This is a genomic window from Marinibactrum halimedae (assembly GCF_021234875.1).
Lineage (GTDB): Bacteria > Pseudomonadota > Gammaproteobacteria > Pseudomonadales > Cellvibrionaceae > Marinibactrum > Marinibactrum halimedae.
Map to the genome: position 1 here is coordinate 12,735 of NZ_JAJQVM010000003.1, position 24,678 is coordinate 37,412.

The window sequence follows — 24,678 nt, forward strand, 5'->3', positions numbered from 1 at the left end:
TAAAGTTGGTGATTAAAAAAGGAGCCGATTATGGCAGAGAACGTACAAAAAGACGATTCAATGAAAGAGGATGAGCATTGGCGAGATCAACTCACCGCTCATGAATATCATATTTGCAGGGAAAAAGGCACTGAGCGCCCTTTTACTGGTGAGTATTGGGATACCACCGCATCGGGGCAATATTTGTGCAGGTGTTGTAAAACACCGTTATTTTCCAGTGAATCAAAATTCGACGCAGGTTGTGGCTGGCCAAGTTTTTTTGCGCCGTCTGTTGAGGAGAATGTTTCTGAGGCGGTAGATCGCACGTTAGGAATGGTTCGAACCGAAATTTTATGCACTCAATGCGGTTGTCACCTCGGGCATGTGTTTCCTGATGGGCCCGCGCCTACTGGATTAAGGTATTGCGTCAATTCAGCCTCCATTCGTTTACAGGCCGATGGTGCTGATGATGAATAGAAGAACACTTCCAGCGAAGAAAAATGAAGTACAAGAAGGGTAATTGAGGTGGCGTTAACGTTTGAGCGTATTTATGAGACGGCTTGCTTACACAAGGGTGGGGATGATGCGGTGGAAGCATCATTACCGACACCACTTTCGGATGCAAAGTTAAAGTCAGTATCCGATGCAGAGTGCCTGTCTTTGCTCAGTTTACGAATATTCAGGGCAGGCTTAAAACACAGTTTAGTGGACAGTAAATGGCCCGCTTTTAGTGAAGTGTTTCACGGGTTTGATCCCATTCAGTCTGCAATGCTCAGTGATGAGGAAGTTGAACGAATGATGGAAAATACATCGATTATTCGTCACTTAGGCAAACTGAAATCGGTTCGAACCAATGCTCAAATGATCTTGCACATAAGAGAAGAGTACGCAGGTTTTGGTGAGTTTTTGGCACAGTGGCCTACCTCTGATGTCATCGGTCTTTGGCATTATCTCAAGTCTCATGGTGCACAATTAGGGGGAATGTCAGCACCCCGTTTCTTACGAATGGTGGGAAAAGACACATTTTTGTTGACGGATGATGTAGTGATGGCCTTAAAAGGGATGGGAATTATCCATAAGCCACCCACCGCAAAGCGCGATTTGCATCGAGTACAAGAAACATTCAATGGGTGGTGTGAGGAAAGCGGTCGGCCTCTTTGTCAGGTGAGTCGAATTCTGTCTTATACCTGTAACGCTAATCTATAGTAGTTTCAATCTAATAGTAGTTTCAATCTAATCTGAATCACCCTAATGGTTAAGCAAAAATGGTGAGGAAAAATTATGTGGAAAGCCATTTCAGTCGTAAATGGCTTTCTTCTTCCAGCTGTCCTCGTCTTTATCGAAGTCCTTCCAAGCCTTTTCAGTGTTTTCATCGGTACTGGTAGGAGTCTCTAATTTATCTGTCTGGCCGACCACTTGCTCCAACTTCTTAATCGCAAGATCAATTTTTTCAATTTGCTTTTTAAAATTATTAGTGGCGTTTTCTTTGATTAACAGCTTTTTTGCCAATGAATAATAATGCAATGCCATTCTAGGCTTCTCATTATCTTGAGACGCCTTAGCATTCTGTACATAACTATCGACGGCCATACGCAGTACGATCTTTTTAATCTGGCCGGAATAGTTCTCGAATTGGCTATCGTTGAGTTTTCCACGTTTGTGTAGACGATGAACAAATTTATTCAGTTCTGAGAGGTACTGTTTAATTTCTTTCGCCTGCTTCTCGCTGTTGATTCTGGCGGCTTTATTTGAAGGTGGTTTGCGTTGTAGCTCTTCCATTTGTTTGCTGAAGACTTCAAAGTTTTGGACGTGAGTTGTGTCTTTGGGAACGAGTTGCGCAAGTTGTTCGCTGGCTTCAACAAGGTGTTTGAATACCAGTAAGTTCAAGTCTTTAGATAAAAAGCCGTCTGGGAAGCCACTGATGATATGGTGAAAATTGCGGACACGTTGCTCTAACGCAGCAATAAGGCGCTGTTTTTGCTCTCGCTTTTTCGTTACTGTTTGCATGATAAATGCGTAGCAGACTAAAGCGATTAAAACCGTAACGATAATACTCACAATAATGACGGTATTCATAACACTCCTATTTTATAGCGCGTTGCCATAGGGCATGTTCTTTGTTGAACGTTATCTGCCTTCATCACTTTCTCTAATCATTGGTAACTCTTCATTGGGTTGCTGTACTCCACTATCTGTCATTGCCATACTGATCAGCATAGTTGGCCTCTGAACAATCACTAACCATTAGAATAACAACGAGTAACACTGACCTTTATAACAACCATTCGAGCTCGGCAGATAGCATCAATAACAGGAACAACTCTATGCGTTTTGAGACATTTTACTCATTTGTTCGCACTGTGGCCAAGCGGTCTGGTTTTGTACACCATTCATCTTCTACATTAGTTCAGTGTTTAGGGCAGCCGCGAACTATTGGTATCACGAACTATTGGTATCACGAACTATTGGTGTTACGAATGATTGGCGTGATGTTTTCTGGGGCAATCTTTGTAGAGAAAGGCTTACCGATGGTTGAGATATGATTGTCATAAAAACACGCTAAAATCAGCCTTTTATGTAATATATTACTCTCGTTGGCCATAGCTTGACGTGGCTTCGTATCCTACTGATGAGATGCTAAGAGGTGGCTTTTTTGTAGGATGGTCACCTAAGTCCTTGTTTCATCGCCTGAAAAAACTCACCAAACTTGTTGACAGGTTTGGGTGAGCTACATAGAATGCGCCCCACTTCTGACGCACACAGCGCTGAAGGTTCTAGCGTCCCCTTCGTCTAGAGGCCTAGGACACCGCCCTTTCACGGCGGTAACAGGGGTTCGACTCCCCTAGGGGACGCCATTTGCGGGAATAGCTCAGTTGGTAGAGCACAACCTTGCCAAGGTTGGGGTCGCGAGTTCGAGTCTCGTTTCCCGCTCCAATTCAAAATTTGCTCACTGCGGTCATTGCCAACGTAGCGTGTCAGGTATTCCTGACGGACACGATGTGTCCCCTTCGTCTAGAGGCCTAGGACACCGCCCTTTCACGGCGGTAACAGGGGTTCGACTCCCCTAGGGGACGCCATTTTTGCGGGAATAGCTCAGTTGGTAGAGCACAACCTTGCCAAGGTTGGGGTCGCGAGTTCGAGTCTCGTTTCCCGCTCCAAAGCGTCTTTTCCTTCTCTCTCTTATAATTACTTGACCATTCCCCTTTGCTCATCAGTCAGTAGCCTTATTCCCTTAGATATTTTTCGTTACGATTTTTCGTTGCAGTTCTAGCCTTTATTACCGTATTGCATTCGTGGGAGTTGCCCCAATGTGTTTTGGGGCGAAGAGGTTTTTGATGGCTCAACTCGGCTTCTGTACTTGGCTGTATGTGTGATCAAAGTATGCCGAAGATGCGATTTTTCTCTCTTTGGTAATCAAAGGGCTCTTCTGAGGACTCTGCATCATATCGAGCTTCATCCAGTTGCTGAAAGCATGAAATTTCTTCATCCGGCATGTAGTGAAGGCAATCACCGCCAAAAAACCAGAAAAGATCACGAGGAACATCCGGAGTCAATTGAGGTTGATTTGCCACAATATGGCAGATGACTTTTTGCCCTAATTCAGCAAAGTCTTCATCAAACTGGTCGCTTTCACTGAGGGTGTTAAGTGCGTCCAGTAAATCAAAGTCTGAATCGTTCTGTGTGTGTTGGATCGTATTGTGTGTTGATATATCGAGTAATCTGTCGTGTAAGTGTTTGATCAGGGAAAGGTGAAAGTTGAAATGATCGTAGGGGAGTTTGGCGCCCATTTTGGTTGGATCTCTTTTGTTGGTTGAGGTGCAGAATCTTTCTGATTTTCTGTGATGGGCGCAATGGTAGTGGCTTCAGAGTATTGTGCAACCTCATAAGAGTGGGTGTCAGGGGTGACAACAGCCAAGAAAATATTTAAAGAAGGCAACTACGTTTTCCAGAGCGTAGAAGGCTTCGAGTCAGATAAGCATTAAACCCGTATTAAATAAGAGGTAGTTAAGCAAAAGTTATGACGAAAGCGCTGAGTATATCTCAACTACACAAAACGTATGGTAATGGCTTTAAAGCCCTTAAAGGTATAGACCTGTCTGTTAATGAGGGGGATTTCTTTGCTTTGCTTGGGCCGAATGGTGCAGGAAAGTCCACCACGATTGGGGTGATTAGCTCTCTGGTTTCCAAAACAGAAGGTGAGGTGTCGATCTTTGGTTTGTCGCTGGATACTGATCGGGTAGCGGCGAAAAAGCAGTTGGGAGTGGTTCCGCAAGAGTTTAATTTTAATCAATTTGAAAAGGTCTTTGATATCGTTGTGAATCAAGCCGGTTATTTTGGCATTGAGCGTTCAGTGGCAATGAAATCGGCGGAGAAGTATTTACGTCAGCTGGGGCTTTGGGAAAAGCGAGACAATCCGGCAAGAATGCTATCTGGCGGGATGAAGCGACGATTAATGATTGCCAGAGCATTGGTTCATGAACCGAAATTGTTAATTTTGGATGAGCCTACCGCCGGTGTGGATATCGAGTTACGCCGATCTATGTGGCAGTTTCTCCAAGAGATTAATGCAGAAGGCACCACTATTATCTTAACGACGCATTATCTGGAAGAAGCAGAAAGCTTGTGCCGAAATGTGGCCATTATCGATCACGGTACGATTGTGGAAAACACCAGTATTAAGGCATTACTGAAAACCCTGAATCGAGAAACGTTTATTTTGGATACGAGAGAGGCGATGACCAATGACCCGATTGTTGAGGGTTATGAATTGGCCTGTATCGACTCTCATTCTATGGAGGTGGACATTGAAAAGGGGCAATCCTTAAACGAACTGTTTGCTGTGCTGAGTGACAAAGGCATCCATGTTGTGAGTATGAGAAATAAAGCTAATCGCTTGGAGGAGTTATTTGTGAATCTGGTAGCCGGTCGCAAGTCAGTTAAAGAAGGTAATGAACAATGACAATTCAAGAACAGTGGATTGCGCTGCTTACCATTCTTCGTAAAGAAATTCGACGCTTTACGCGCATTTGGGTTCAGACCCTTTTGCCTCCCGTGATTACGATGTCGTTGTACTTTGTCATCTTTGGTGCATTGATTGGTCAGCGCATCGGTCAGATGGATGGGTTTGACTATATGTCGTTTGTGGTCCCGGGGTTAATCATGATGTCGGTGATCACGAATTCTTACTCGAATGTTGTCAGTTCATTCTTTAGTGCAAAGTTTCACCATAGTATTGAAGAGTTGTTAGTGTCACCGACACCCAACTACATTATTTTGTCTGGCTATGTTTTGGGGGGCGTTGCACGAGGCTTAACGGTAGGATTTGTGGTTTCTATGATTGCAATGTTGTTTGCAGACATTCCTTTTCACAGTGTGGGGGTGACCGTCGCAATAGTGGCATTAACCTCGGTATTATTTGCTTTGGCGGGTTTTATTAATGCGCTATTTGCAAGCACGTTTGATGATATCAGTATTGTCCCTACCTTCGTTTTAACCCCTCTGACTTATCTGGGTGGCGTTTTTTATTCGATCAGTTTGTTGCCTGAATTTTGGCAAGGGGTGTCTCAGTTAAATCCGGTTTTGTATATGGTGAATGCGTTTCGATATGGCATGTTAGGCATCAGTGATATCCACATTGGCGTGGCGTTTACTGGGGTAGGTTTAGTAACTGTGGCGTTATTTATTACTGCATTGACGTTGCTGAATCGAGGCACCCGCCTACGCTCGTAATGCGTCAACGAAGAACACCTTTTTATTAGAACCATGGTAAGTGTATGAGTATTCATAAAAACAGTCAGCATGATCATTCTCATCATGCTGAGGGAAGCGAATTGGGTAAGCCAACTCAGTATGTGAATCATTATTCGCCAGAGCTTTTGTACCCTATTTCGAGACAATTAGCGCGTGATGCATTGCATATTTCCGGCACTCTACCTTTTAGAGGAGAGGATATATGGACGGCATGGGAGGTTTCTTGGCTGAATGAAAAGGGGAAGCCTCAGGTCGCCGTGGCGGAGTTTCGTATTCCAGTGACCAGCCCGAATATTATTGAGTCAAAGTCGTTCAAGCTGTACTTAAATTCGCTGAACCAAACCCGTGTAGGCTCTTGGGAAGAGTTAAAGCAGAGGTTGATGAGAGACTTGTCTGAGACGGCAGGTGAGCCTGTGCAAGTTGAGCTTGTCTCTTTGCAAGAGGCGGCGTCTGGTTTGTGGGGGAAGGGGCTGCATACTCCTCAACAAACTGGATTTGCAGAGAGCAGAGAACTTCCTGTTGTTTTGGTCGACAACTTGGATATAGAAGTGGATACCTATTTACCTAATGCCGAGTTCTTGAAGGTCAACTCTGAAGAGTTTGTCGAAGAAATATTGGTCAGCGATTTGTTAAAAAGTAACTGTCCTGTGACAGGGCAGCCGGATTGGGCCAGTGTTTGGGTTCATTATGAGGGGCCGCGTTTGTCTCATGAGGGGTTCTTGCGCTACATCATTTCCTTAAGGGATTTCCAAGATTTTCATGAGCAGTGTGTAGAAACGTTGTTTATGGATATTCAACGTCATTGTGCCCCTACAAAGTTATCGGTTTTAGCACGCTATACCCGTCGAGGTGGGTTAGATATTAATCCGTTTAGAAGTAGTGAGCAGGTGGCTCCGCCCTTAGGGCGTTTAGTAAGGCAGTAGTAGTTGTGATTATTCTCTGAAACTACTGCGGGTATTTACGATTTTACATGGTTCGTTTGGCTGAAACGCTTCAATCGTGTCTCAGCCTTACTGCATGAAGTGTGGTATTGGGGTCTTTTTGAGAGGTTAAAGAATCACTTTATCTTTGAGAGTATTCGTTGCTTTCTCCAGTTCTTCGATCACTCTGGCTTTATCATAATTTCGAACCTTTTCTAAATCTAAGTGCATTGAAAACCCTTCCGCAGAAGACTCAAAATATACTTGGTTTTTGCCCAAGTTCTTACGGTGGTCGATGACTTGGTAGACCTCAATGGGGTAGCTGAAGCCTTTTGCCTCGATCATACCTTTGTTTTCACAGAGAATGGTGTCTTTAATCAGCGCCCAGACTTCGTGAGACACTAAAATTTCGCCAGGCTTGGCGGCTGATTCAAGACGGCTGGCCAAGTTTACATGCGGGCCTAATGCGGTGTAATCCAAATGATGGGCGCGGGCACCAAAAGTGCCTATGGTGCAAAATCCGGTGTTGATACCCATGCGGATTTGCAATGGCTTTTTAATACCTTGGTTAAACCAATGGTTTTGAAGGACTTTCATCCGTCGGCGCATGGCTAAGGCCATTGCCGTACAAGCAATGCAATCTTGTTTGGCACCCTGGCTTTTGTTGTCGCCAAAGATAACCATAATGCCATCGCCCATAAACTTATCGATGGTGCCACCAAAATGCGTCACAATTTTTGCCATCTCGGTTAAATAGGTATTGAGAAGGCCAGTGAGCGTTTCAGATTCCAATTCTTCAGAAAGGCTGGTAAAGCCTTGAATATCAGAGAAGAAAACGGTTAACCGTTTACGTTCGGTTTGCAGCTTTTGATCGTTATCTTTGCTTATGGCATGCCAAACGGTTGGGGGGAGATACTGAGCCAAACGAAAAGCTTTAAATTTGTATTTTTCTCGTTCTTTTGACAGCAGTTCGGACTCTTCTTCCATTTTTTTGATGCGAAAGTGTATGTATAAGCCATACAAAACAATATAGACACTCACGCCGATTAAACTTGCCGCGCTAATTTCAATACTACCGGATAGAACCCAAACGGGGGTGCTAAAAAAAGAGGCAGCAGTGGCTGCGGTAATTAAGGCGCAATTGTCTTCGAGCCACTTTCGGCCTCCGCCCATTAATACAGCGTTAAACTGTAAAATGGTGACAAACAAAATGGTGGGGAGGATTTGGAATCCCACCAAACTAATGCAGCTACCAATCAATGCAGCATCAATCCAGCCAAGGTAACGCTCTAGTGTTAGTGGTGTTGCATTTTTGCGTTTGCTTAGGTGGAAAGACAGAGCCAAGTAAGCCAAAGCAAAGATGATGATGCCCGCAATGGCAGGTTGGATTTTGGGCCAGTTTGCAAAAGAGGCCAAGGTGCCAACTACGGCAAAGCAAATCAAAGATCGGAAGTAGAAGCTACGTAATGGCTGCAGCCAAATATCGGCTGTCGATATTTTGTCTTTAAGTTCAATCATGGGTGCTATTGGTCGCCCGAGGCTTTTGTCTTCGCGGTCGATAGGGTGGGGATGTTTCCCAAGATTTTGGTGACTCCGCCAAAAAGCCCTACATTTAACGTTTTTTTTGCAATAATGTCCATGCGATTAATATGGCAAAGTGACTTTGAAGATGAAGTTATATGATTTTATATATCCAATTAACTGCTTAATTTTTCAGTTCCCTGTTCTTTTTGGTGCAACTGTATACGTAGGAGTTGGTTTTCTTTTATCAATGCTTCCAGCTCTTCAGTCTGGGCCGGCTTTTCTGAGGCTCGTTCCAAGCGAAGTTGTTTGAGCTGAGCCTTTAAACGACCAATATCCTCATTGGCGTTATTAAGCTCATCTTCCATTAGTTTAATACAGGTTTCGGATTCACGAATAAACTGTTGTTGGCGTGAAAGTTGGGTTTGTAAGTCAACAATGACCTGTCTCCGGTCTTCATCGTTTTGTGCGTTTTCAAGCCTTCTTTTAAGTTGCTCGATCATAGATTGTTGTTCTCGAGCTAGGTTTCTCAAGTTGTTCAGCTCTTCATCAGTCTCTGTTGATGTTGATGTTGACTGAGGCGCGGAAGGGGGTGGGTCTTCAGGGGTAAGGGAGGATCCCCACTGATTCAATGCCGTGCTGTGACGTTGATAAATGACGTCGATTGAATCTTGGTCAATTCCGTAGGTGTTTGCCAGCTCCAGCAGATCATTCATGCTGCGGGAAATTTCGCTTCGAATATGCTCCCATTCGGCCTGGCCTTCTAAAGGTTGGTGGGCGGTACTGCTCTCAATCTCGCCTTCCTCTGGTGGTGATGGCGCTTTTTGACTGAATTTCTTACGGTAAAAGTCGACCAGCAATGAAAACTTTACTTCTAGTACTTGCCAGTTTGGGGTGTTGTCTTCTGATTGGGCGAGTGCATCCTTTTCGGCCTTCAAAAAAGCGTGCCGTAATGCGGCAGCTTGGCGTGGAAGTGGTTGTGATGTATCCAAATCCAGTGAAATATCGTGGCTAGGAGAGAGCGTCTTATGGTAGGCCTTTGTTTGTTGAATTTGTTCTTCGAGTTGTTCTGGGTAAGATTTGCCAGGTTCAACCTTGGAAAGTTCATCTTTAGCGGATTGCGCTTCTTGTCGTGCCTGTTTTACATCCTGCAGCAGTTGTTGTAGGCGTGATTGCAGAGAAGAGATTAAGTTTTTCAGGTTGCGTGCATTGAATATCAAATAAACACTCAGGCAGAGCAGGACAACGTAGAGCTCTAAAGCACCAACAACTAACCATTTAGAAACCAGCATCGGGTTTTACCGTCTTTTATTGGGGTTAACTCAGCGTATCATACCAATTTTGAATTAAAGACTTCGTTTAAATTCTTAAACCTTTCTAATTATGGTCTATAAGAGGCCACCCTTCTACATAGATTCAGAGGCTTTTGTATGCAAATTGTTCACCTTCAGTATGGCTATAATCTACGTGAAGATTTCATGGGTCAAATCATTGATCTAGGGCGATGACTTGCGTATAGTTGCGCGCTCGAATTGATCCAGAGAGTCTGCGGTCAGTTTCGGTGAGGTGTCCGAGTGGCCGAAGGAGCACGCCTGGAAAGTGTGTAAGTCGAAAGGCTTCGAGGGTTCGAATCCCTCCCTCACCGCCATTTCTTTATACTCATTCTTTATGTTATAGGCGTTTCAGCCAGTTTCTGTACATTTTAAATATCCATAACTCCCTTTTCGAACTTGTGAACTGAACTTATTCGAATATCGTTTAATATTAGGTTTCTGAAGTTTTAAGCATTCTTATTATTTGCTTGTTGATAGATTGGATATCGCTCAACCCTCAACCCTGTGTGTGATATCTGACTTGATTTATTGGTCATATATAGAGCATTTTTAATAAGTTAGTAGATTAATCCAATGTTGGGTGAGTCATCGGATGATTTTGATGATGGGATGAAGCTTGAGTGGGCTTTGGCGGGGCTGCGTGGGTTAGAGCGACAAGTTCATAAGTGCTAAGGCCTGAAGCATGACTAACTCAGTTGATTGTTAATGCTTGGAAGAAGGCATACGGCAATTGAAGAGGGAACTCTCGGCCTTTTGAGTTCAATGGCTTTTACAAAGCCACAATAGCCCCTTTTCCAATTCCCTCAAACGCTTTCACTGTGATGGTTTGGTTTGAATCTATTTCAGCTTTCAATGTTGAGGCGATGTAGTGGCAAAGCCATTCCACTGTGGTATCGGTGGGGATGATTTCGCAATGGTTTTTGGGAATGATGAGTTTGAATTCACCTTGTTGAGCCTGATACTCAAAATGCCAGTATTCGGTCTCCCCCTCTGTCGTTGAATCGACAATGTCTTCTTCGGTACCTAAATAAATGTCACGCCAGCGCTCACTCCACTGTTTTTCTAACTGTGTATTTCGTTGTTCATTCACTCGTATTTCTATGGTGGAACGATGCCCGTGTGCAATGCGTTGGCAGTTTCCATCGTGCTTTTTAAGGCCGTGGCTGTAATGGTAGTACTCTCCACTGATGTTTTCAGTAGAGAAAGTCAGATCAACACGTTTTACAGAATGGGGCATCAGTGTACTTACCTGATTAATGACATGGGCGGCTACGGTATCGGCGTTGATGATGGCCGCGTCAATGAGGGCGAATGCACAATGAGGGCCGCTAATGATAATTTTTGAGCCTAAAGTGTGATCGGAGTTTTTTCCTTTGAGCATCCAGGTGATGGTGGTTTGATCATTGTGGTGATCAATATTGATGTAGTCCGATTGAGTGGGAACCACTAGACGGTGATCAATTTCATTATCAAGCCAATCCCGAAACAGTTTTTTTACAATGCCAAAGTCACAGATCATGCCTTGTTCGTTCAGTGACCCTTCTAGCCCAAAGTTTGCCAGCCATGTCTCTCCTACAATCCCTCTTATTGGGTCTAGATAGCTAAAATCTACGTTGGTTAATTCATCGACAAAAAGGTACATGGAACATCCTGGCAGTATTTAAGTGTGCCCATTATACCAATGTCAGTAAAAAGCATCAGCCCGTTTTCAGGCTGCTTTTGGGGCTAAATGGTGATCAATCCGATGCCGTCACAGCTAGGACGAGTAGGCTTACAAAGGTAAGTCTATTTCAACCTTCTGTGACGCAGCCGTAGAATGGGTGTGGTAAAAATGGGGCTGCCAGTGTCCAGCATTAAGGTAACTTAAAACTGATGAACCACTTTCACTGAGCTGTCTACTTGGTTTGAGTCGATGTAGCCAATCAATGACGGATTTTGAGCGATCAACCCTTTGACGTCCGCGTCGCCACCGACTTCCCGTGGTGGTGTTCCTTTACCGGTGAATAGTAGCTGTGCCCAATAGGCTTTAATCTGCTGATCATTTTTATTGAGGATGGTACTCACAAAGCTTGAGCGTGTCGCTGAGCCTTCTTGCTGATCGAGAGGAATCGCGTCTGACCCATCGGGGAAGGTTTTTTTCTTACCGAGAAAAATTTTTGAAATTTCATTGGGAGCAATGGTATTGGCATTGCTGGGATGAACAACCACCGCGACACCGGCCGTTGATGTGGTAACGCATAGCATGGCGATAGAAAATGATAACGCCAATGACACTTTTTTAAAGAGTTTACTGTTCATTGTCACATCTCCGAATGATTCGATGTTCGCTCTAGGCTAGATATTTTTTAATTTAATAGTCAAGTTTGTGTCTGTTTAGACTTTTAAGTCTACTTCAAAAATGAATCGACAAAGGGCCTTTTGCCGATATTTTCACCTTTAAGTGATCGTATATTATCTAGTTTCTTCGATTAAGAACCTAAATTAGATGGCTGCTAACTATTGGTTGGTGCTGCTTATTGCATGATAGAGGAGTAGCCATTTCATTCATTTAAGTAATATAAATATTTTGGGACTTTCTTTGGGTGCCATTTTTTCATGGTTGTCCGTCTTTAATTGTTGTGCAAGTAAAGATTAAATAAGAAATCTTTACGAATGCAATGTTAATAGAAGGAGGTGAGTCGCTTCTGTGTTTTAGCACTCTTTGACTGTTAATTTTTGTTGTTTCTTTAATTTTAGAGTATCTAGCACAGCACTATTTTTTAGTGCTTTTGTTTTAATTTGATTGAGTTTTTCTTAATTCATATTTCGACTTGAGTATAGATTCAGTATGTGTGGTCGCAAGGTTGTAAAAACATTTTTTGATAAATAATTTATGGCTTGTGTTGTTTTTGTGTTTTTTTTCGTAAAAACTAAACTTTGAATATGGTTAATATAAAACTTTCAACTATGCTTTGCTGTGAGTATAGGGCTCAAGTCTATCTGTATAGATTAATCCCGCCGTTTTTATAAATGAAAGTTGAAAAAGCAACTAGAGTTTCGTTTTTTGTTGGCTCGTCTAAGCTTTCAAGATCTTAGTAATTTTAATTTGGATTCGCTCTATAGATGGGGGTTTTTATGAACAATATTGCCAGACCGTTTTGTTTGCCTGGGGCCCGCTGTTTAACGTCGGTGTTGTTTTTTTCAGCTTGTTTGTCGTCGGCAAGTGCTCTTGCTGAAGTGCGGTTTAACGGGTTTGCATCAATATATGCCGGTACTTCAACCGAAGAGTCACCAGAATTATTTGGTTACAATGACGATGAAATATCGTTTAAAAATGAATCTTTATTTGGTATTCAAATGAGCTCTGATTTATCCGATGGGCTCACCGCAACAGCTCAGATTCTTTCCCGAGGAAGTGATGACTTTGACGCAGAGTTTGAGTGGGCTTACTTGACCTATGAATTTTCTGAAAATGCGCAGGTGTCGGCGGGTCGTTTCCGGATTCCTTTTTACAAGTTTTCTGAGTACCTAGATGTTGGTTATGCCTTTCCTTGGGCGCGAACGCCTAGGGATGTTTACGATACTTCTTTTAGTACAATGGAAGGTGTGAGGCTGAATTATAATCAGTATTTTGGAGATTGGGAAATTGCATGGCAAGCTGTTTATGGTAACCAAGATGTCGTATTGGATATTGATGGTAATTTAGTACAGACCGACTTTACCGATATTATGGGCGGGAGTGTTGATTTTACCTGGAATTGGCTGTCTTTTCGTCTGAGTTATTCACAAACTGATGTAACTTTTGATGCCGGCTTGGAAGGTTTGGAGCCATTTTTTTCAGATCCTGCAGCGTTTGATGATGTGCTAGCAGAGGATGACAGTGGTTCCTTTGCTGGGGCTGGGTTGTTTATTGATCACAATAATTGGTTATTGAATACTGAGATCATTCAAATAGATTCAGATGATTCATTTTCGGGTGATGGTACAGATGCATTTTATGTGATGGTCGGCAAGCGATTTGGTAGTGTAACAGCCATGTATACTTACTCTGAAAATGAGGTTACCAATGATTTTGATGCAGCGGATTCAGTGGTAGATACCTTTCCTAGTCCAGCACCTGAAAGACCTGAGTGTGGCGCTACGGTACAAGATTTTGTGAGAAATTGCGTTATTGGCCAAGAATCCGAAAACTCTACGCATGGTATAGCGGTTCGTTATGATTTCCACCCTTCCGCAGCGATAACGTTCGATTACACTTTTCAAGAGTATGATCTTTTCATGAGGCAGACCGACCTTGATGATGTGGGTGTATTTTCGGTGGTTGTTGATGTGCTTTTTTAATCAGTACTAAGAAAATAAGCCCCACCTACTTGTTAAGGTGCTGATGTTGTTAGTGGTGGATTCTAGCCAACAATCACCTTAACGAGACAGGGCTCCCTAGTAATAATTGATCAATTCTTAAGGTTAAAGCTTGATCCATATGAACCTTTATTAATCAAAAGAAAGATTCATAAGAGAAAAATTTCATCAGGCAAATTGCCTGAGACCCCAAATATATCTTTTTGAATTTAAAATTAGGTCAAACAATGATCATTTGGGTTGGATCTGGATCATTTTGATTGTTTATTACTAGGGAGCCCTGCTTAACGAGATCCCTCTTTATTGAGTGGGTATTGCAAACCATTGATAAACCACGGATAATGCGCGCCATCGTAATGGTGACCCACTCTGGTTCCCTCGCAATGACGATCCATGAACTCCGCCAGGCCCGGAAGGGAGCAACGGTAGTGGTGATATCATGTGCCGAGGTGTCGCTGGTTTGGGTTGCCACCCTTACGACTCCTGCCAATTTCTTTCTTTTCTTTCTTTTCTTTGTTTGTCCGAATCCATCGTATACAAATCCATCTTTTTAGCTTAAATCTTTTTGGTAATCTGTGATTAAAGCTGCTACTGCTAGCGTGTGGATATTTATTCAGCTGCTTTCCTGTTTGTTTACTCTTTGATGTTTCATTACTGTGGCTATTTATTGCTGTGGGTTGTGACGATATTACTGTGATGCTTATCGTGGTGGCCCATGTGCGTGTGCTAGAAGCTGTGCTGGGCTATAATCGCCGACCGCTTTTCTGTGCGGGTGTTTTTGTTGCATAACACTGGTTGTTGAGTGCCCAAGTAACGTGTGTGCCAGAGTAATGGACTGTGTTAGAACAACAGTGTGTTAGAGCAGTAGTGTCTTAGAGCAATAGTCTCTTAAAGCAACGGTTTTTTAGAGCGACGGTGTTTTAGAACAACGGTGTTTTAGAACAGTAAAAGTGTCGGACAGTAAAATATGCCAGCAAAATAAGAGGTAATGTGGCTTCTATGAGTTATCAAGTACTCGCCCGTAAATGGCGGCCTGGCAACTTTCATGAAATGGTTGGGCAAGAGCATGTTATGCAAGCGCTTATTAATGCTCTGGACCACCAACGTCTTCATCATGCTTATCTGTTTACTGGGACACGGGGAGTGGGTAAAACCACCATCGCTCGAATTTTAGCCAAATGCTTGAATTGTGAAAGGGGTGTCAGTTCCAATCCTTGCGGCCAGTGTGGGGCGTGTACGGAAATCAGTGAAGGTCGGTTTGTCGATTTAATCGAAGTGGATGCGGCATCGCGGACCAAAGTGGAAGATACCCGTGAATTGTTGGAAAACGTCCAATATGCGCCAACTCGCGGGCGCTATAAAGTTTACTTGATCGACGAAGTCCATATGCTTTCCGGCCACAGTTTCAATGCATTGTTAAAAACTCTGGAAGAGCCGCCTCCCCATGTGAAATTTCTGTTAGCCACTACAGATCCACAAAAATTACCCGTTACAATCTTATCGCGCTGTTTGCAATTCCATTTGAAGAACATGAGCCCTGAGCGCATTGTGGGGCATCTAAGCCATGTGCTTGAGGCGGAATCGGTTGCTTTTGAAGAGCCCGCTTTGTGGAGTCTTGCTCGGGCAGCGGATGGCAGTATGCGAGATGCCATGAGCCTAACGGATCAGGCGATTGCATTTGGTAACAGTCACATTTCCGAGCAAAGCGTCAATGCGATGCTCGGTACGATTGATCATTCTCACATTACCGATTTGTTAACGGCACTGGCTCATTCTAATGCAAAAGAATTGTTATCAACGGTGCAAAGGATGTCGGAACAATCGCCGGATTACCCGGCGGCCTTGGCAGAATTGCTGGCGGTATTGCACCGGATTGCCATCGCACAAGTTGTGCCCGATGCTTTAGATAATCACACGGGGGATCGTGAGCAGGTCTTGTCATTGGCGAGCATAATGGCTTGCGAAGATGTGCAGCTTTTTTATCAAATTGGCTTAAACGGACGTCGTGATTTGCCGATGGCATCGGATCCGAGAAGTGGATTTGAAATGACCTTATTGCGTATGTTGGCGTTTAAGCCCGCCGGGTTGGTGGATATGCCAACCCAACCCATCAATGGCGTTTCTCACCCTGAGTTATCCTCCTCCCAGTCGGAGACTTCCTTCTCTTCAGCACTACCTGAAGCACCTGCTATATCAGAGCCTGTTTCATCTGATTCTGTGGCTTCAGACCCACTGATGCCCTCAGAAGAAGCTTCAAGGCCCACTTTTGAAACAACCGATCAACCTCCCGAAAAAACAGATCCTGAGCCTGAAATACACTCGGTTGTTGAGTCTGCCGTCGTTGAAACAGACGTCGTTGAAACAGACATTGTTGAAACAGACGTTGATGAGGCAGGCGTTGTTGAGATAGGTGTTGTTGATACTGGTGCTGTTGAGACAAAAGCGGAAGCCCCAATTTCCCCCTCCGCATACCATCAAGATCCAGCGCCTATAGCCGATGCCGATTTAATGGCCTATGAGGCTCTGGCGGCTGAGCAAAACTCGGTGCATGAGATGACTGAAGGCGAGGCGAGTCATGTTGATAACGCTAATAATGCTCCGGGCGTCAGTAACATTGTTACAGCTGAGTCTCACGCTATAAAGCCTGATGACGTTGGATCAATGCAGGCGACACCGTCGTCAAATGAAGAGGAAAAGTCGGTATCCTTATCTGAGTTAACCGCACAGTCATGGTTAACAGCGTATTTACAACTGAAGGTGGGGGGGGTATTGCAAAGTACGGTGTCGAATTGCGTACTACAGCAGGTAGAGGGTAAGACACTACACTTTTTATTGGATGCGTCTAACGCCACGCTCTACAACGACTCCCATCAAGAGCGAATGGAAGATGTATTGTCCGGATATTTTAATACGCCCGTAAAAGTCAGTATTACCGTTGGTCAAGTAACGGGAATGACGCCGGCCATGGCTGCGATTGAAAGACGAAAGCAGTTGCACCAGCAGGCGGTGGAAGCAATTTCGATAGACCCAATGGTGCAGCAACTACAGACTGCGTTTGGTATTACGATTGATCCAGAACGCGTTTTTCCTGAGTAAGGGATCAAATGCGTTTATTGGTCTGTCATTTATTGATCAGTCAATTTCAAAAAACAGTAAAAAGGCTGTGATGAACAGCCATTCAGTAACAGACTCCAGAAAAGGAGGGGTATGATGAAAGGTTTAGGCGATTTAATGGGCCAATTTCAGGCGTTGCAAGATAATGCCAAGAAAATTCAAGAAGAGTTGGCCAATGCTGAAGTGCAAGGTGAATCCGGTGCCGGATTGGTGAAGGTAGTGATGACCGGTCGTCATGATGTTCGTTCAGTGAGTATTGATTCGAGCTTAATGAGTGAAGAAAAGGAAATTCTGGAAGATTTATTGGCCGCAGCTGTCAATGATGCAGTGCGTCGGGTCGAAGCCAACAACCAGGAAAAACTGGGTGGGTTGACGGAAGGTTTCCAAATGCCGCCGGGCTTTAAAATGCCGTTTTAAAAGTGCTGTTAAGTGCACGTTGTTAAGTACTGTTGTTAAGTACTGTTGTTAAGTACTGTTGTTAAGTACGTAATTAATGAACTTAGTTAAAAACGCGGTAATGGTGTGTAGGCCGTTACCGACGATGGTTTCCGCGAGATGAGGAAAATAGATGTTCAGCCCGCTCATTGATGAGTTAATGCAGGCGCTGAGAGTGCTACCTGGGGTTGGCCCAAAATCTGCCCAACGTATGGCATTTCATTTGTTAGAGCAAGAACGCCAAGGTGCCTTGCAATTGGCTCGATCATTAGAGAAAGCCATTGATGGCGTTTCCTATTGCAATGGTTGTCGTACTTTCACCGAAGAGTCCTTTTGTGGAATCTGTCGAAATGTGAAGCGCGATGGACGAACTGTTTGTGTTGTGGAATCTCCGGCAGACATTCTTGCGTTTGAGCAATCGGGTAGCTATAGCGGGCATTACTTTGTGCTCCATGGGCATTTGTCTCCCATTGACGGTATTGGTCCGGAAGATCTGGGCATCGATATTTTGGAGAGCCGCTTGGCTCAGGGCGAAATTCAAGAGTTGATTTTGGCGACGGGCTCTACCGTCGAGGGAGAAGCGACCGCACATTACATTGCTGAGTTGGGGCGCCGAAACGAGGTGACGGTGAGCCGTTTAGCGCAAGGGGTCCCTCTTGGTGGGGAGTTGGAGTACTTGGATGGAGGCACTCTCGCTCATGCTCTTAATAGTCGTCGAGTAATTTAATGTCTATAGAAACCCAACCCATAGTATGGGTCGATGATGCTGCACAGTTAACTGAGTTGTGTCATCAGTGGCAGTCTCAAACCGCCTTGGCGATTGACACCGAATTTATGCGGGTGAGTACTTTTTACCCAGAAGCAGGCTTAGTTCAGGTGGGCGATGGCAAAGCGGCCTATCTGATTGATCCACTTGTACTCAGTCAGCACGATCATTTTCGCCAGTTGCTGGTCAATCCCGCAATCACCAAAGTATTGCATTCCTGTTCGGAAGATTTGGAAGTATTTCAGCGCAGTTTTGGTGTGTGTCCTAGCCCGCTTTTTGATACCCAAATTGCCGCAGCAATGGCGGGATATGGTTTTAGTATTGGCTATGCAAATTTAGTGCAAACCCTTCTGGAAGTAGAGTTACCGAAAGATGCGACACGCTCAGACTGGCTTCAACGTCCTTTAACGGATGCGCAAAAACGCTACGCCGCACTGGATGTAACGCATTTGTTGGTCATATACGAAACGCTGTTGACGTCATTAAAAGCATCTGATCGGTTGTCGTGGGTGATGAATGAGTGTGCGTTGATCTTGCAAAATGTAGGGCCGATTGACGAAGTGGACCCCGAATATTTTCGCAAAGTAAAGTTAGCTTGGAAGCTAAGACCTGCTGAGCTGGTAGTGCTGAAGGCGTTAAGTCATTGGAGAGAAATGACGGCGCGAGCCAAAAACATCCCACGCAATCATTTGATGAAAGAGAATGTGTTGTTCAATCTCGCAAAATTCCGACCGACGACTCTGGGCAAATTATCGAAAGTGGAGGGTATGCCCTCAAAAACAATACGAGAATACGGTGATGTGTTAGTGGCGATGATTAAAGCGGCAACAGAATTGCCCGCCAGTGATCGGCCTCAGCGCTTGCCACCTCCGCTCTCCCCGCAACTTGGGGATTTAGTGAAAGGGTTAAAAGCGTTGGTACGTGAAGAATCGGAGCGTCTAAAGCTACCCCCAGAGTTATTGGTGAAAAAGAAAGACTACGAGGCGATTGTTCGCTCAGGAATGAACTCTGGCAGTTATCGCTTGCCGCCTTCCATTGAGCAAACGTGGCGGAACGACCTTATTGGGTCTGTTCTCCTTACGTATGCGCGAGCCTATAGCCATTCAGACTAAAGCGATAAACCATTGGACTGGGTATGAATGTGCGTGAAAGCTGTGAATAGAAAGCCGTAGTTGAAAAATAGTAGTTAAAAACAGTAGTTAGAAAACCGTAGTTAAAAACAACAGTTAGAAAAAAGCGGGTAGAAAGAATCCGTAAAAAGTAGTGAGTCAAAAACGAAACCATGAAATTGATTTGTGATATTTATAAAAGCCCAAAAGATGCTGATATGTACCTTTATGTGCAAAAGTCGGAAGGCCTGTCTCGTGTACCGGAAGCGTTAGTTGAGCGTTTTGGTCAGCCCAAACATGCGATGACTTTATTGCTGACACCAGAAAAAACACTGGCGAATGCAGACATTCATAAAGTCCTTCAATCGTTACAGGAAAAGGGCTTTTACCTGCAATTACCGCCACCCAAAGAGAAATACATGCAAGCAGTGAATCAACATAATAGCAAGCTGGCAGGCGTGTAGTTGTGGTTAAGGCTGTGGCTAAGCAGATTGTGGATGAGCGGGAAAACGAGCAGGTGGTGGAGTTGCCTTTTTGGGAAGTTAAAACGCTGGATGAAATGTCTGAATCAGAGTGGGAGTCTCTTTGTGATGGTTGCGGTAAATGCTGCTTACACAAGCTACAAGACGACGATACCGAAGAGGTGTTTTACACCAATGTTGCTTGCAAGTTTTTGGATGTAGAAACCTGCCGTTGTCGTGACTACGCTCATCGTAAAGACAATGTGCCCGAATGTGTATCGTTAACTCGTGAGCAGGTGGATCAGTTCCACTGGCTACCATCATCGTGTGCGTATCGGCGAATTGCCCAAGGGTTAAAGCTTGAAAAATGGCACCCTTTAATTTCTGGTGATGAAACGAGTGTCCACCGTTTTAAGCGATCAGTGAAAGGCCGCGTGATTTCGGAATTGGATGTGACAGAAGAAGACTGGGAAGAGTATGTCATTCGTTGGGTAAATTAGTGCCGTTGATGAATATGTGAAAGTTGGGCTTAAAAAGAAGTCTTTTGAAAGTACCGTAAAATTCAGTGCTGTAAAATTTTTTACAAGCAAACTGTAAGTGTTAGGAAGAGTGATGACAGAAACAGCGTATTTGTATGCATGGGGTGTGTACCTTGCCGGTAGCCTTTGTCTGGTGTTGGTGTTGTGGCGCTTGCTGCGTTCAGCCGCCCACTGGGTGAAATACCCATTATTATTTTTAGCATTAGGGTTGTTGGTTGCCCCCTTTTCCATTGAAACCGGCTCGCCCTACTTGGCTCCAGCCACCTTAATTCTCTTATTTGAGGGTATCTTTGTGCCAGAATCGGGATTTGTACGAGCAGGGCCTACCGTAGCGGTGGTCAGTCTCATTAGTGTTTTGGCATATCCGTTGTTGTTTGTTTTGTCAAAGCTCATTGGCTTTTCACTGGGTAGCCGCTCGACAGAAGAGGTATCGCGCACAGAGCCTGAAATATAGAGTGGTCACCCACTAACCCTAGTGATCCTTTTTGATTGGCCACTTTTTTTGTCACTTTCTTATGATGAATTACTCTATTTTATCACTTCCCTTTAGTTGAAACGTCAATGGCCGACAGAAACATTAGTCAGGCGTGAGTCTGTTAAAGGTGCCAAACTATTAAAGCGTTATTCGGATCAGGAGAAGTGTTACCCGTGTTAAGTTTTCGTGAAGTGGCAAGCCTATCAATGGTTTTGTTCACCGTACTGTGGATGGTGACTTTTTCAGCCATGGCACAATCCCCTCAAAAAGCGGATGTGCGATTGGTTATTGATATCTCTGGCAGTATGAAACAAAACGATCCGAATAATTTACGGCGCCCAGCGGTAGACTTATTAGTGAAGTTGTTGCCGGAGGGGTCAAAAGCCGGGGTATGGACTTTTGGGCAATCTGTTGACCAGCTAGTGAGTCATCAGGTCGTTGATGAGCAGTGGGCAAAGAATGCTTCCGCAAAAGCCCGTAATATTCATTCATCAGGGTTGTATACGAATATTGGCCAAGCACTGGAAACCGCGTTGGCGGATGCCAGTACATTGGATAAAACTTTTCGCTCCAATATTATCTTGCTCACCGATGGAATGGTGGATATTTCCAAAGAGCAGGACGACAACTTAGTGGAATGGCGGCGCATTGTGGATGAGACAATTCCAAAGCTTAAAGAAGCTGGCGTCGTCGTACATACCATCGCCTTGTCTGATAATGCAGATACACGATTGCTCAACCGACTTGCGTTATCCACCGATGGTATTGCAGCCGTTGCAAAAACGGCCGATGAGTTAATGCAGGTATTTTTGCAAGCCTTTGATCAAGCCGCACCCTCCGAACAATTGCCGTTGGATGGCGATACTTTTGTGGTGGATTCCAGTGTGGAGGAATTTACCGCTTTGATTTTTCGTTCAAGCTCAACCCCCACTGAACTTCTCGGCCCAGATCAAACACGATACAGTGAAGCGCGTTCGGGCATGGATGAGGACGTTAATTGGTATGCCACAGATCGATACGATCTCGTGACGTTAAAAAAGCCGCTGGAAGGGGAATGGTCGGTTCGAGCGGATATGGCTCCGGGTAGCCGAATTACGGTGATCAGTAATTTAAATGTGTACGTAGAGCCGATGCCGACCAACATTTTCCGAGGGCAAACAATCCCTTTATCATTAAGATTACAGGAAGATGGAAAAACCATTGATCGGCCTGAGTTTTTAGAGCTTCTCGACGTCACTGTGACAAAAATTGCCCCCTCTGAGCAAGAGTGGAAAATGACATTGTCTGATCCAAATAATCTTCCTAACGATGGCGTGTATTCTACAGAATTGGAAGGTTTTACAGAGTTGGGAAATCACGACCTTATTGCCAAGGTCGATGGAAAAAGTTTTTTCAGACAGTTTACACACACCGTGAGTGTGAGAGATGCCTTTAATATTCATCTCAGATCTGAAAATAACAACGGAGAAGTACGTTATTTATTGTCCATTACGCCCAATGCCCAGACCTTAAATTTCAAAAAAACCAGTGTTGTGGCCCGAGTAAAAAATCCAACGGGCCGAAGTTCCATTAAACCTATTCCCTTGAAGCCGAACGATGTTTGGGAGCTGGAGATCGTTCCGAAAGAAGAGGGGCAGTATGCCATTACATTGGCCATTAGTGTTGTGGAAAACAATGGCAATCGTTATCAATACGACCACCCTGTAGAGACGTTTTATTACCCTGAAAAAAATGCACCTAAGAAAAAGAGCTCTGAAAATACGGATGAAGACGATGCAACACAAAAGGACGAAGACGCTAAACAGGATATAGATGAAGATGTTGAAGAAGGCGATGAATCGGAAGAGGAAAGTTCCTTATTGTTGTACATCTTATTAGGCGTTGGGAATGTCGTGGTGCTAGGCGTTGCTTATTTTGCTTACCGTGTCATTGTTGGGAATTCGAAATCGGATGAATCTTCCGAAGATGAAGGAGAGAAAAAAGAAAGTGACTCGGATACAAACTCAGAAAAAGAAGCGGAGCCAGAGCCTGCTCAAACGGAAAGTCTTGCGATGGCGGATATTGGAGAAGATGAGGATTTGTCGCGTGAGGATGATTCATCTGATACCGATTCGCCAGAGAAAAGTTTAACTGGCACAGATTTGGCCAGTGATGAACCTATTACGGAATCGGATATCCCCATGGATAGTGGAAGCGATGAATTACCTCCTGCTCCTATGGATGATTTAGATGCCATGCTAGCTGAAACGGCGGATGAAGATGAAGAATTTAGCTTGGATGATTTCTCTGCGGGTGATATTGCCGGTGATGACTTTTCGGACGATGATTTTGGCGGGGATGATAACACCAAGAGCTAACATAGAGTGTTGATATGTACCCGTTGTTTTTTCGTTCGTTAATATTCTCTCATGAGCAAGCGGTTGCTCAAGAAGTTTCAATTGATAAAAAAAACGATGTGCGGTCTCAATATTGCCAGCGGTGTGGGCTGAGTGTGCAAAAGTGTTTTTGCCACGCCTTACCTTACCTTTCAGAAAGCCCGCAGTTTCATCTCGTGGTTCACCCTCGTGAAGTGTCTAAGCGAACCAACACGGGTAGTTTGGCCTGTGCATGCATGGCTATGTGTGGATTTGAAATATGGTCTCGTCAACATGCCAGTGCGGTGGATTGCAACCGTGATATTGTGGTGTTTCCAAAGGCGTTGGCTAACGAGCAAGCATTGTATCGAGATTTAAAAGAACTCATTGCTCCTCAACCTCAACCGCCTCAGAGCCACGATCAATCAATCCCTATTTCTCCCCGTTTTATTTTGTTGGATGCAACTTGGCAACAAGCCAGAAAAATGTATCGACAATCGCCTTGGTTACATACGTTGCTCCACACCGAATTGCCTTTATTTGATTGTCCTTCATCTGATTGTCCTTCTGATAGCCGCTATATGCTTCGAAAGCGTCAATCGGAAGGGCATTTCAGTACATTAGAGGTCATCGCCTGGATAGTTAATGCTACTGGGAATACGCGCGATGCAGAGGCATTACAGGATGTGCTCGCGCATTTTCAATCCTATTTTCATTCTTGATAAGAACAAGTGAGGCGAGGGTGATTGCCGTTAACCCTACAGATTTAGTTGTGGAAAAAATTGACGACGTTCGTTTGCCCTTGGTTAATAAATTTTATAAACAAGAAAAAGACGGTGCACGGGCGAAACGGGGCGAATACGTTTATGCGTTACGCTACTGTGGAAATATTATAGGTGCGCTTCGTATTCAGCCTATGCATGAAGAATGGTTTTTACGAAGCATGTTGGTTTCATCAAATTATCAACGTCAAGGATTGGGGAAGCGGTTTCTTTCTACCGTATTCCAAGATTTCTTGACTTTGAATGAGTGTCATAAAAATGAAACTTCATGTTTAGAAAAATTTTCATTAGTAGGTGAGCCTTTTCAAGAGCGCACCTGTTTTTGTTTTCCCTACGTTCATCTGGTTTCTTTTTATCACTCGGTGGGGTTTTATTGTGTGCCTTTATCGAATGAGCTTATGTTTATTCAACAGGCATTTACACGGTACACAAATCAAGGAAGAGACATAACGGTCATGCGAGTAGGTTATTAGCTTGGTAGTTGAATAAGTTTGGTAGTTGAATGAATTTACGGCCTAAGTAAGATTGATCATAGGTGACAATATCTGAGTTTTTTGGCTTTCATTACCTTTTTGTGACGTTTTACTCTTTTGCATTTTCTCCTTGAGAATAAAGTGGGTGCTTGGTTTTTTATTTTGGCACCTATTTTGCCTTTCTATTTTTTATCTTTTTAATTTGTTGTTATTTTGAAAGCACTTTTAAATGAATTGGTGGTTGGCGCACTTTCTGTTTGTGTGATTTTTTGTGCTGCCCAACGGAGAAAGTGACTGATTTGCAGGTTGATTAACTTTGATGGTGAA

Annotated in this window: 22 protein-coding genes, 5 tRNA genes and 1 other RNA gene; 22 read left to right on the plus strand and 6 right to left on the minus strand. The window is 44.0% G+C overall.

Going from position 1 to position 24,678, the window contains the following annotated elements; translation table 11 throughout:
- The first annotated feature begins 30 nt into the window (after positions 1-30).
- Entirely contained in the window at positions 31-456 is a 426-nt protein-coding gene (gene msrB / locus LU351_RS02405) for a peptide-methionine (R)-S-oxide reductase MsrB (RefSeq protein WP_232592413.1), read from the plus strand.
- A 48-nt stretch (positions 457-504) separates the two neighbouring features.
- Complete coding sequence (locus tag LU351_RS02410) at positions 505-1,185, plus strand: DNA-3-methyladenine glycosylase I (protein WP_232592414.1); 681 nt, start codon at positions 505-507, stop codon at positions 1,183-1,185.
- Positions 1,186-1,275: 90 nt separating this feature from the next.
- Here LU351_RS02410 and LU351_RS02415 read toward each other — a convergent pair whose 3' ends face one another.
- Positions 1,276-2,055 carry a hypothetical protein gene (locus LU351_RS02415; protein ID WP_232592415.1) on the minus strand — a complete coding sequence of 260 codons (780 nt, stop codon included), beginning with the start codon at positions 2,053-2,055 and terminating at the stop codon, positions 1,276-1,278.
- A 703-nt stretch (positions 2,056-2,758) separates the two neighbouring features.
- Between LU351_RS02415 and LU351_RS02420 the strand changes: the two genes are divergently transcribed.
- From LU351_RS02420 to LU351_RS02435, 4 genes are all read left to right on the plus strand, one after another.
- Positions 2,759-2,834: transfer RNA gene (locus LU351_RS02420), tRNA-Glu, on the plus strand.
- A gap of 3 nt (positions 2,835-2,837) precedes the next feature.
- Positions 2,838-2,913: transfer RNA gene (locus LU351_RS02425), tRNA-Gly, on the plus strand.
- Positions 2,914-2,980: 67 nt separating this feature from the next.
- Positions 2,981-3,056: transfer RNA gene (locus tag LU351_RS02430), tRNA-Glu, on the plus strand.
- Positions 3,057-3,061: 5 nt separating this feature from the next.
- Positions 3,062-3,137 (plus strand) — tRNA-Gly (locus LU351_RS02435).
- 216 nt (positions 3,138-3,353) lie between these two features.
- Here the strand turns inward: LU351_RS02435 and LU351_RS02440 are convergent.
- Complete coding sequence (locus LU351_RS02440; protein WP_232592416.1) at positions 3,354-3,767, minus strand: PA2817 family protein; 414 nt, start codon at positions 3,765-3,767, stop codon at positions 3,354-3,356.
- A 230-nt stretch (positions 3,768-3,997) separates the two neighbouring features.
- Between LU351_RS02440 and LU351_RS02445 the strand changes: the two genes are divergently transcribed.
- From LU351_RS02445 to queF, 3 genes are read left to right on the plus strand one after another with little or no spacing between them, the layout of a single operon-like run.
- Positions 3,998-4,939 carry an ABC transporter ATP-binding protein gene (locus tag LU351_RS02445; RefSeq protein ID WP_232592417.1) on the plus strand — a complete coding sequence of 314 codons (942 nt, stop codon included), beginning with the start codon at positions 3,998-4,000 and terminating at the stop codon, positions 4,937-4,939.
- Complete coding sequence (locus LU351_RS02450) at positions 4,936-5,709, plus strand: ABC transporter permease (RefSeq protein WP_232592418.1); 774 nt, start codon at positions 4,936-4,938, stop codon at positions 5,707-5,709. The genes LU351_RS02445 and LU351_RS02450 overlap by 4 nt, the downstream gene beginning before the upstream one ends.
- Before the next feature lie 44 nt (positions 5,710-5,753).
- On the plus strand, positions 5,754-6,653 hold the full coding sequence (gene queF / locus LU351_RS02455; RefSeq protein WP_232592419.1) for an NADPH-dependent 7-cyano-7-deazaguanine reductase QueF: 900 nt from the start codon (positions 5,754-5,756) through the stop codon (positions 6,651-6,653).
- 126 nt (positions 6,654-6,779) lie between these two features.
- On the opposite strand, the gene LU351_RS02460 is transcribed toward queF, so the two are convergent.
- The gene (locus LU351_RS02460) at positions 6,780-8,168 is read right to left on the minus strand and encodes an adenylate/guanylate cyclase domain-containing protein (RefSeq protein WP_232592420.1); all 1,389 of its coding nucleotides are present in this window, start codon (positions 8,166-8,168) and stop codon (positions 6,780-6,782) included.
- A 179-nt stretch (positions 8,169-8,347) separates the two neighbouring features.
- Positions 8,348-9,463 (minus strand): hypothetical protein, encoded by a 1,116-nt coding sequence (locus LU351_RS02465; RefSeq protein WP_232592421.1) that lies wholly within the window; start codon positions 9,461-9,463, stop codon positions 8,348-8,350.
- 268 nt (positions 9,464-9,731) lie between these two features.
- Between LU351_RS02465 and LU351_RS02470 the strand changes: the two genes are divergently transcribed.
- Positions 9,732-9,819, plus strand: a tRNA-Ser gene (locus LU351_RS02470).
- Positions 9,820-10,274: 455 nt separating this feature from the next.
- Here LU351_RS02470 and LU351_RS02475 read toward each other — a convergent pair.
- Together LU351_RS02475 and LU351_RS02480 are read right to left on the minus strand one after the other, a co-directional pair.
- Positions 10,275-11,147 carry a 6-carboxytetrahydropterin synthase gene (locus tag LU351_RS02475; RefSeq protein ID WP_232592422.1) on the minus strand — a complete coding sequence of 291 codons (873 nt, stop codon included), beginning with the start codon at positions 11,145-11,147 and terminating at the stop codon, positions 10,275-10,277.
- A 221-nt stretch (positions 11,148-11,368) separates the two neighbouring features.
- Positions 11,369-11,803 (minus strand): type 2 periplasmic-binding domain-containing protein, encoded by a 435-nt coding sequence (locus LU351_RS02480; protein ID WP_232592423.1) that lies wholly within the window; start codon positions 11,801-11,803, stop codon positions 11,369-11,371.
- An 816-nt stretch (positions 11,804-12,619) separates the two neighbouring features.
- Between LU351_RS02480 and LU351_RS02485 the strand changes: the two genes are divergently transcribed.
- The 12 genes from LU351_RS02485 (at position 12,620) to LU351_RS02540 (ending at position 24,351) form a co-directional block, all read left to right on the plus strand.
- The gene (locus LU351_RS02485) at positions 12,620-13,825 is read left to right on the plus strand and encodes a porin (protein WP_232592424.1); all 1,206 of its coding nucleotides are present in this window, start codon (positions 12,620-12,622) and stop codon (positions 13,823-13,825) included.
- Positions 13,826-14,210: 385 nt separating this feature from the next.
- Positions 14,211-14,307, plus strand: an RNA gene (ffs, locus tag LU351_RS02490) — signal recognition particle sRNA small type.
- Between the two features lie 535 nt (positions 14,308-14,842).
- On the plus strand, positions 14,843-16,939 hold the full coding sequence (gene dnaX, locus LU351_RS02495) for a DNA polymerase III subunit gamma/tau (RefSeq protein ID WP_232592425.1): 2,097 nt from the start codon (positions 14,843-14,845) through the stop codon (positions 16,937-16,939).
- Between the two features lie 114 nt (positions 16,940-17,053).
- Entirely contained in the window at positions 17,054-17,374 is a 321-nt protein-coding gene (locus LU351_RS02500; RefSeq protein ID WP_232592609.1) for a YbaB/EbfC family nucleoid-associated protein, read from the plus strand.
- A gap of 151 nt (positions 17,375-17,525) precedes the next feature.
- Entirely contained in the window at positions 17,526-18,119 is a 594-nt protein-coding gene (recR, locus tag LU351_RS02505; protein WP_232592426.1) for a recombination mediator RecR, read from the plus strand.
- The gene (gene rnd / locus LU351_RS02510; RefSeq protein ID WP_232592427.1) at positions 18,119-19,270 is read left to right on the plus strand and encodes a ribonuclease D; all 1,152 of its coding nucleotides are present in this window, start codon (positions 18,119-18,121) and stop codon (positions 19,268-19,270) included. The genes recR and rnd overlap by 1 nt, the downstream gene beginning before the upstream one ends.
- Before the next feature lie 170 nt (positions 19,271-19,440).
- Positions 19,441-19,731, plus strand: coding sequence for a YcgL domain-containing protein (locus tag LU351_RS02515; RefSeq protein WP_232592428.1), 291 nt, complete (start codon positions 19,441-19,443; stop codon positions 19,729-19,731).
- Between the two features lie 14 nt (positions 19,732-19,745).
- On the plus strand, positions 19,746-20,228 hold the full coding sequence (locus LU351_RS02520) for a YcgN family cysteine cluster protein (protein ID WP_284285258.1): 483 nt from the start codon (positions 19,746-19,748) through the stop codon (positions 20,226-20,228).
- A 112-nt stretch (positions 20,229-20,340) separates the two neighbouring features.
- Positions 20,341-20,721: a hypothetical protein gene (locus LU351_RS02525; protein WP_232592429.1), complete on the plus strand. Its 381-nt coding sequence runs from the start codon at positions 20,341-20,343 to the stop codon at positions 20,719-20,721.
- Positions 20,722-20,915: 194 nt separating this feature from the next.
- Entirely contained in the window at positions 20,916-23,099 is a 2,184-nt protein-coding gene (locus LU351_RS02530; protein WP_232592430.1) for a VWA domain-containing protein, read from the plus strand.
- A gap of 14 nt (positions 23,100-23,113) precedes the next feature.
- Positions 23,114-23,818, plus strand: a complete 705-nt coding sequence (locus LU351_RS02535) for a DTW domain-containing protein (RefSeq protein WP_232592431.1) — start codon at positions 23,114-23,116, stop codon at positions 23,816-23,818.
- A 20-nt stretch (positions 23,819-23,838) separates the two neighbouring features.
- On the plus strand, positions 23,839-24,351 hold the full coding sequence (locus LU351_RS02540) for a GNAT family N-acetyltransferase (RefSeq protein WP_232592432.1): 513 nt from the start codon (positions 23,839-23,841) through the stop codon (positions 24,349-24,351).
- Positions 24,352-24,678 lie beyond the last annotated feature (327 nt).